The sequence below is a fragment of the Myxacorys chilensis genome (assembly GCF_059505265.1).
Map to the genome: position 1 here is coordinate 1 of NZ_JCACKG010000127.1, position 8,550 is coordinate 8,550.

6 protein-coding genes are annotated in these 8,550 nt (G+C 49.8%); 4 read left to right on the forward strand and 2 right to left on the reverse strand.

What is annotated here, in order from left to right:
• Positions 1–409 precede the first annotated feature (409 nt).
• Positions 410–1,990 carry a phosphoglycerate dehydrogenase gene (gene serA / locus AC5JLB_RS09905; RefSeq protein ID WP_495873667.1) on the forward strand — a complete coding sequence of 527 codons (1,581 nt, stop codon included), beginning with the start codon at positions 410–412 and terminating at the stop codon, positions 1,988–1,990.
• Between the two features lie 79 nt (positions 1,991–2,069).
• The gene (gene prmA, locus AC5JLB_RS09910) at positions 2,070–2,960 is read left to right on the forward strand and encodes a 50S ribosomal protein L11 methyltransferase (RefSeq protein WP_495873668.1); all 891 of its coding nucleotides are present in this window, start codon (positions 2,070–2,072) and stop codon (positions 2,958–2,960) included.
• Positions 2,961–3,130: 170 nt separating this feature from the next.
• Here prmA and aroF read toward each other — a convergent pair whose 3' ends face one another.
• The gene (aroF, locus tag AC5JLB_RS09915; protein ID WP_495873669.1) at positions 3,131–4,093 is read right to left on the reverse strand and encodes a 3-deoxy-7-phosphoheptulonate synthase; all 963 of its coding nucleotides are present in this window, start codon (positions 4,091–4,093) and stop codon (positions 3,131–3,133) included.
• A gap of 485 nt (positions 4,094–4,578) precedes the next feature.
• On the opposite strand from aroF, the gene AC5JLB_RS09920 reads away from it, so the two are divergent.
• Positions 4,579–5,376 (forward strand): hypothetical protein, encoded by a 798-nt coding sequence (locus AC5JLB_RS09920; protein WP_495873670.1) that lies wholly within the window; start codon positions 4,579–4,581, stop codon positions 5,374–5,376.
• A 72-nt stretch (positions 5,377–5,448) separates the two neighbouring features.
• On the opposite strand, the gene groL is transcribed toward AC5JLB_RS09920, so the two are convergent.
• A complete protein-coding gene (groL, locus tag AC5JLB_RS09925; protein WP_495873671.1) occupies positions 5,449–7,137 on the reverse strand; it encodes a chaperonin GroEL in 1,689 nt (562 codons plus the stop codon).
• A 100-nt stretch (positions 7,138–7,237) separates the two neighbouring features.
• On the opposite strand from groL, the gene AC5JLB_RS09930 reads away from it, so the two are divergent.
• Positions 7,238–7,957, forward strand: coding sequence for a Uma2 family endonuclease (locus AC5JLB_RS09930; protein ID WP_495873672.1), 720 nt, complete (start codon positions 7,238–7,240; stop codon positions 7,955–7,957).
• The last annotated feature ends 593 nt before the right edge of the window (positions 7,958–8,550 follow it).

Below are 8,550 nucleotides of genomic sequence, written 5' to 3' on the forward strand. Positions count from 1 at the left end.
CGGCTAAACCACAGGGCTGATGATTTCCGGTCTTATTTAATCCACGATCCTAAGCTTGCCAGCCCAAACAATACAACCGTTGAGCCAGCTAGTCCTGAGAGACGCTTTACAGCTTGAAGCATTGGTTTTACTCCTGAGGTAATATTTTGAATCACTCTAGAGGACGCTTGATTCCTTGTCAAACCTGCGATCGCTGCTAATCCGAAAATTTTTGGATCAGCAGCAAGGCGAGTGACACCGATCTACTAGAATGACTGTTTGGGGAACGTCTTGAAAGGATGAAGGACGCCTGCACTCCGCAAGAAGGGACGCCTGTGGCAACACTAGCACAAGGAATGAGTCCTACCCCTTAGTCCGCTCCGCCCCTCATCTCCTCTCATCCAACACCTCTCATTCAACAGCAGTAGTTATGCCCAAGGTTCTTGTTTCCGATCCCATCGATCAAGTGGGAATTGATATTCTCTCGCAGGTTGCCCAAGTCGATGTCAAAACTGGGTTGCCCCCTGAGCAACTCGTGCAGATCATTCCAGACTATGATGCGCTCATGATTCGGTCTGGAACCCGCGTCACAGCAGACGTAATCGAGGCGGGCACGAATCTCAAAATTATTGGACGGGCAGGGGTCGGCGTTGATAACGTTGATGTCCCGGCAGCGACCCGACGTGGTATTGTGGTCGTCAACTCTCCAGAAGGCAATACGATCGCAGCCGCAGAACACACGCTGGCGATGATGATGTCTCTATCGCGCTACATTCCTGCCGCTAACCAATCGACTAAAGGTGGCAAGTGGGATCGCAAAAGCTTTACCGGAAACGAGGTCTACAACAAAACTTTAGGGGTCGTTGGACTGGGCAAAATTGGTGCGCACGTCGCCACCGTTGCGCGAGCGATGGGCATGAAACTATTGGCATACGATCCCTTCGTGTCGGTTGAACGGGCAGAACAGCTCAATTGCCGATTGGTCGAACTCGATATGCTGTTTCAAGAATCGGATTACATCACGCTGCATATTCCGAAGACGCCAGAGACTGCAAACTTGATCAATGCCGATGCGATCGCACGCATGAAACCGACCACTCGCATCATCAACTGTGCACGAGGAGGCATTATCGATGAGCAAGCCTTAGCGACAGCTTTGGCAGAAGGAAAAATCGCGGGAGCCGCCATAGACGTATTTAGCTCCGAACCATTAGGAGAAAGCCCGCTCACGTCATTGGGCAAAGAAATCGTCCTCACCCCCCACTTAGGGGCTTCCACCGAAGAAGCGCAAGTCAACGTCGCGGTTGATGTTGCCGAACAAATTCGCGATGTTCTGCTCGGACTACCCGCCCGATCGGCAGTCAACATCCCTGGTTTGCGTCCTGATCTATTAGAGCAACTCAAACCCTATCTACAGCTTGCAGAGACGTTAGGAAATCTTGTCGGTCAGCTTGCAGGCGGACGGATCGAATCACTCAATATTGGCTTGCGCGGAGAATTGGCGACCAATCAAAGCCAGCCGATCGTGATTGCCGCCTTAAAAGGGTTGCTATCTCACGCTTTGCAAGAACGAGTCAACTATGTAAATGCCAGCATCGAAGCAAAAGAACGAGGAATTCGCGTCATCGAAACTCGGGATGCGTCGGTCAAGGACTATGCGGGTTCCTTGCAATTGACGGCAAAAGGCTCTCTTGGTGAGCATTCTGTAACCGGGGCGTTGCTCGGCGACAATGAAATCCGGATCACCAGCTTAAATGACTTTCCGATCAACGTTCCACCCAACCGCTATATGCTGTTTACCCTGCACCGAGACATGCCGGGAATCATTGGGAGTATCGGCTCGTTACTCGGTGGCTTTAACGTCAATATTGCCAGTATGCAAGTCGGTCGTAAGATCGTTCGCGGGGATGCCGTCATGGTTCTCAGCATTGATGATCCCTTGCCCGAGAACATCTTAAACGAGGTGAAGAAGGTTTCAGGTATTCGAGATGCCTATACTGTGACGTTATAAAAAGGGATGAGGGATGAGGGATGAAGGATGAAGCATGAGAGAATTAAATCTTTCATCCCTCATCCCTTTTGCTCGCTCTATGTCAAACAGTTGGTGGGAAATTCAAGTCCTCTGCGATGCGGCACTAGATGAACTGGTCTACTGGCGACTCGATGATTTCGGTTGCCGAGGAACATCAAGCCAACTGACCGGCTCGTCGTGCTTGGTTGCAGCTTACTTGCCTCAGCAAAAAGCGCAGCTATTAGATCTGTCTGCTCTATCACTGTGGATCCGCCAAGATGCCTTGTGCGCCGAATTGCCGACTCCGATCGTGCAGTGGGGACTGATTGATGAGGAAGATTGGGCGAGTAGCTGGAAAGTGCATTGGCAGCCGCAAGAGATTGGCGATCGCTTCTTAATTAATCCGGCGTGGCTACCTCAACCAAAGACGCAAGATCGCCTTGTTCTACAGTTAGAACCCGGCGTTGCGTTTGGCACTGGCGATCATGCCACCACTCAGCTTTGCCTAGAAGCGCTAGAAATGCGCCTTGGCGAAAATCCTCAACATGTGGTTTTGGCGGATGTTGGCTGCGGATCAGGAATTTTGTCTGTCGGAGCTTTATTGCTAGGCGCGAAAAAAGCCTACGCCGTAGATACTGATCCGTTAGCAGTAAAAGCAACGCAAGAAAATATCATTCTGAATCAAATCGATCCACGAAAATTGATTGTGAAAGAAGGAAGCGTTCAACAGCTAGCAACAATGCTGGCTGAACCCGTAGATGGATTGGTGTGCAATATTTTGGCAGAAGTGATCATTGACTTAATTCCTCAGTGGAATCCACTGGTTAAAGCTTCAACATGGGCAATTTTGAGCGGAATTCTGATAGAACAAGCGAAACCTGTCGCTGACACTTTAGAAGCGAATGGTTGGATTGTTGCAGCGCTGTGGAAACGTGGCGATTGGTGCTGTTTGAATATTCGGCGATCGTAAAGATCGTCTCAACTGCTTCACTAATCCATTTGGGCTGGACTTCGCCCGCGCGGAACATTTTTAGACTTATCTTCAGACTTCTGAATGAAGCATTGCTCCTAATGGGTTCGATCATCGCCACCGATTGAGGGATGACCGTGCAGTGACGGTTGCCCTCCATCGGTCAGGAACTAGGCAATTTCTTCAGAGTGACGGGCGCTAATCACAAGCTCTCGCCCGTACATTTTTCGTCCAACTGCTTCTGCAATTGGCTCTAGGCTGCGAACCAAGGCGGCCATATCTTCTAGGGAAAGAGCTTGCCGCGCATCGGACACTGATTTTTCGGGTTCGGGATGGCATTCGATGATCAGTCCATCGGCTCCACATGCGATCGCGGCTCTCGACAAATCAGCAATCAGTTCTCGTTTGCCTGCCGCATGGCTAGGATCAACCAGAATCGGTAAATGAGTGATTTGACGCAGGGCTGCCACTGCGCCCAGATCCAACACATTACGCATGTAGGGATCGAAACTGCGAATGCCCCGCTCACACAGCACAACCTGGGAATTGCCATGACTAGCAACGTATTCTGCCGCCATGACAAATTCTTCGATCGTCGCCGCCAGTCCGCGTTTGAGCAGAATCGGTTTACTCGCCTGTCCTAACGCTTTTAGCAAATCAAAGTTTTGCATATTGCGGCTGCCAACTTGCAGCATATCGGCATAAGCAGAAATCTCTTCGATCTGCGAAATCGCCATCACTTCTGTCACCACAGGTAGGTCATAGCGTTGCCGTACTGAGGCGAGAATCTCTAATCCCTCAATCCCCATGCCTTGAAATGCGTAGGGCGAGGTGCGCGGTTTGTAAACGCCGCCTCGAAGCGCTTGAATGGGAGCCGACTTGAGATGTCGAGCGACGGTTTCCATTTGGCTTAGACTTTCGACCGTACAGGGCCCACCAATAATTACGACTTCTTCGCCGCCAATCGAGACGAGATCGGAGAGCGGCACGATCGTTTTGTGAGCAGAATTGAGCTTTGTGACTAGGGGTGCGCCTTGCATTGGAATGACTCCTTTAAGAGAAGGTTGGTGAATAACAAAAAAGCCTGGAACCGATTGAGTTCCAGGCTGAAGAATTTCATGTAGAAATCTCACCCAGAACTGGTTTGGGTCCAGAAAAAGCTAAAAAACCAAGGGGTGAGGGGGAGCATGGGAGGGATGAAGGATGAAGGGGAGAGGGGAGTGTAGGGCAAATCTTCAAGCCATTAAAAAACCGCAGATGCGACTCTGCGGTTCACCAGGCGAAGACAAGCTTCATTCACGCCAGGTGAACCGCCTCTCGCCAAAAAAAGTAAAAGTAGGATGGGCTGTAGTGCATTGGTCGAAAAAACTTTGGATCAGATGTTGATTACCTTGAACGTAGCAAAGGGGTTTAAGGAAGTCAAGTACCTCGTTGGGGGAGGCATGCTCAATCTTACGTAAAATGCCTTGTCTCAAAGTATTTTTTAAGACAAATGTCTATTTTAATCACGCAGCACTACCGGCCTGTAGTATGACAAGGCATCCGTTTTTAGGTCATCCCGTAGGATATGTTGAACTTCTTCCAATCCAGATCGCTTTTGGCATTCAACCCCGTTGTCATGGTGCTTCTTGCGTCAATCGTGGGGAGCATGACTCCAGTTACATCCGCTCAAGCCGCGACGCCGACCACCACGTGTGGCTTCAATTCCAACGCTGGAACTCCCAACCCATTAGGAATGCGGACGTTCGTTACTCTGACCGAAATGGACGGGAATACCACGTTTAAGTATGAACAGTTGCCAACGCCTGTTGGTGGAACGGTCGCCGCGACGATCGCATCAGAGCGACAACTGATCCTATACAAAACCAATGTTGCACAAGCGCGGCAACTATTCTTGAGCGATCCGAAGTATTACAACGAACTGCGGGGCTTTAGCAACGGCGACGGCTTCAAAGCGGTGAACGATACGTTAGTTTGCCAGTCTGCATCGGGATCTACTCCATCGCCAACGGGTAGCACCGTCGCAACTCTACCAAACGGCAGCTACCGCTTCTGGAATGGCAAAGCATCCGGGACGATTAGCGATGACCAACTCCTTAAGCAAGGCGGTGTCTTGTTTCTCTTGAATAAGCAAGGAAACCAGATCGTTGGAACGTTTGGGCAAATTGACAATGCCGGGAGTTGTGTGAAAGGTACAGTAAATGGCAACACATTCACAGGCATTGCTATTCCCTACGAGCCGTCGCCCGATCCTGCTAGTCGCTCCAACACCTCATTTGATCCGAGTGGATTCCTCAAGCTGGGTCGCTGGAAGAAAGTAGGAAATCAGAATCAGTATGAAAACTCTACGCTAGATCTCTCAAGGCTAAATCGAATCAACTTAGGACCACGTAAGCCGAGTAGCAGTTGCCCATAAAGATGAAAAGCAGTCGATCTAATTTAAGATCGACTGCTTTTTAGGACGCTTTTTATAAGCTAGAGCGGCAGACTACATCATGCCCATGCCGCCCATACCACCCATGCCGCCCATACCACCCATGCCGCCCATACCACCCATGCCGCCCATCGGATCCATTCCGGGAGCGCCAGCCGCAGCTTTGGGTTCAGGTTTCTCAACGACCAGCGCTTCAGTCGTTAGTACCATACCTGCGATCGAAGCCGCATCTTGCAGCGCCGACCGAACGACTTTAGCCGGATCAACAATTCCAGCCGCAATCAAGTCTTCGTAAGTGCCTGTCAAGGCGTTAAAGCCTTGGTTGAAGTCCATTTCACGCACTTTCTCGACGACAACCGAACCTTCTGCGCCCGCGTTGTCCGCAATTTGACGCAACGGAGCATCGAGCGATCGCACCACAATTTCAGCCCCGACTCGTTCTTCAGCGCTGAGGTTTGCCGCCATTGCTGTCACCTTTTCAGCAAGGTGAATCAGCGAAACACCACCACCGGGAACGATGCCTTCTTCAACCGCTGCTTTCGTAGCGTTGAGAGCATCTTCGATGCGGAGTTTGCGGTTCTTCAGTTCGGTTTCGGTTGCGGCTCCAACTTTGATCACTGCCACACCGCCTGCTAGTTTAGCGATGCGCTCAGAAATCTTTTCTTTGTCGTAGTCCGAATCGCTGCGATCGACTTCTTTACGCAGTTGCTCAACACGCTTTTTAACGTTCTCGCTGTTGTCGTTGTCAGACACGATCGTGGTGGCATCTTTGGTGATCGTGATTTTGCGAGCCGTTCCCAACATCTCAAGCGTAGCGGTGTCGAGGCTCATGCCGATCTCTTCAGAAATCACCTGACCGTCGGTGAGAACGGCGATGTCTTCGAGCATTTGCTTTCTGCGATCGCCAAATCCGGGTGCTTTGATGGCGGCTGCGTTCAAAACGCCGCGCAGACGGTTGACTACTAGCGTTGCTAGGGCTTCACCTTCAATGTCTTCGGCAACGATCAGCAACGGCTGACCCGCACGGGCAATCTTTTCGAGTACCGGAACGAGTTCTTGAATCGAGCTAATTTTCTTATCGCAAAGCAAAATAGCCGCGTTTTCGTACTCGACAATCAGCCGCTCAACGTCGGTGACAAAGTAGGGAGAAAGGTAGCCGCGATCGATTTGCATCCCTTCAACAATCTCCATCTCTGTCGCCAGGGATTTCGATTCTTCAACAGTAATCACGCCGTCTCTGCCGACTTTATCCATCGCTTGGGCAATCATCGCGCCCACTTCTTCGTCACCGCCAGAAGACACGGTGGCAACTTGTGCGATCGCATTGCCTTCAACGGGCTTTGCCGCCGCTTTGATTTCGGTTACAAGAGTTGCGATCGCTTTTTCAATGCCGCGACGAATACTGATCGGATTTGCTCCGGCAGCTACGTTTTTCATGCCTTCGCGAATCATCGCTTGGGCGAGAACGGTGGCGGTGGTGGTGCCATCGCCTGCCAAATCTTTCGTTTTAGAGGCAACTTCGCGAATCAGCGACGCGCCTGTATTTTCTAATGGATCTTCGAGTTCAATATCTTTTGCGATCGTCACCCCATCATTAACAATTTGAGGTGCGCCATACTTCTTCTCAAGCAGTACGTTCCGTCCGCGTGGGCCCAAGGTGACACGCACTGCATCAGCTAGGGCATTTACGCCCCGCTCAAGCGCTTGCCGGGACTCGTCGTTAAAGACAACAATCTTTGCCATAGTGAGTTTTGTCTCGCAGTTCTCCAATTAGATAATTTAGCACTCACAGCCTCCGAGTGCTAATGCTTTTCGGATCGGAAAACCGTATGTTCCTTGACTGATGCGTTTACCATCAAGTAACAGAATTGATAAATCAAGGTTGATTTATCGATTGGCGCTGCAAAAAGGTGGTGGTTCAATGTATGCGATCGTATCTCCTGAAAAAATTAATCTGCCCCCCGGAACGGTTGTACGCTTACTGGGAAACTGGCAAGACTATCTCGCGCTGACTCAACAACGAGGCGACGACAAATCGATTCCCCGCATCAAATACCGACCTGGAGAAATTTTGCTGATGGCTCCTCTCCCCGTACATGGCTTTGACGCGCATATATTGGCAACCATTGTGACTGTACTACTTGACCATTCTGAGGAGGAGTATCAAGCCTACACACCGATCACAATGAAGCTGCCAGAACAGAGCGGATTTGAGCCAGATTATTGTTTTTACATCGATAACTGGGCGGCAGTGACGGGTAAAGGTCGGATTGACTGGAGTGTTGAGCCCCCACCCGACTTAGTGATTGAAATCGACGTGACGAGTTACACCGATGTCAACGATTATCTGCCGTATCGTGTGCCGGAAGTTTGGTTGTTCAAGGCAAATGAACTAAGCATCCATGGTTTGCAGGACAACGCCTATGTGATTCAGTCCAGCAGCCGCTATTTTCCTGAGATCAACCTTTCTGAGATAGTTAGAGAGACATTGCAGACAGCGATTGATAGCAGCACTAGCACTGCAATTCGTACGCTACGTAAAAAATTGCAGGAAAGCACTTAAACGCTTGAAGGCAAATCTGACTAAGTTACAAAGCTCCATTAGAACGTTGCTACTGCGATCGCATTTTAGACAGTTGCAGTGATGCTAGACGCAAAATTGTGGTTAGGGTTGCTCTACAAACATCGCAGTTTAGAGGGGATTAAAGCGAAAGTCGGGAGGTTTAGGCTAAACCTCCCGACTTCATCGATTAACCTCACTTCATCTATTGATTAGCTCCAGAGGTTTGAGAAAAAGATCGCGACAATCCTTATCAACCTTACTTCCTCCATTGATTATCCCCAGAGGTCTGAGAGAAAGGTCGCGATGTTATTTATGTTTAATGGGACATACACATTATGTAGGGGAGGGGCATCCTGTCTGTAATTAGTGCTTTACCCAAGTGGATATGGGTTTTGAAGTTGTAGAGTTCAGCGTATTGAAAATCCTCAAAGTTCCGATTCAGGAACTTACTGGTCTTGCTGATCACTACTATCTTGCTGAAACTACAAATCTTTATAATTCTGTGGGCTGGAGTCCAAGTGGAATTGAGTTGCGAGGAGTGGTTAAGATATGAAATGACACCCAAAAATCGGACAGGGAGCTAAGAGTAGTAT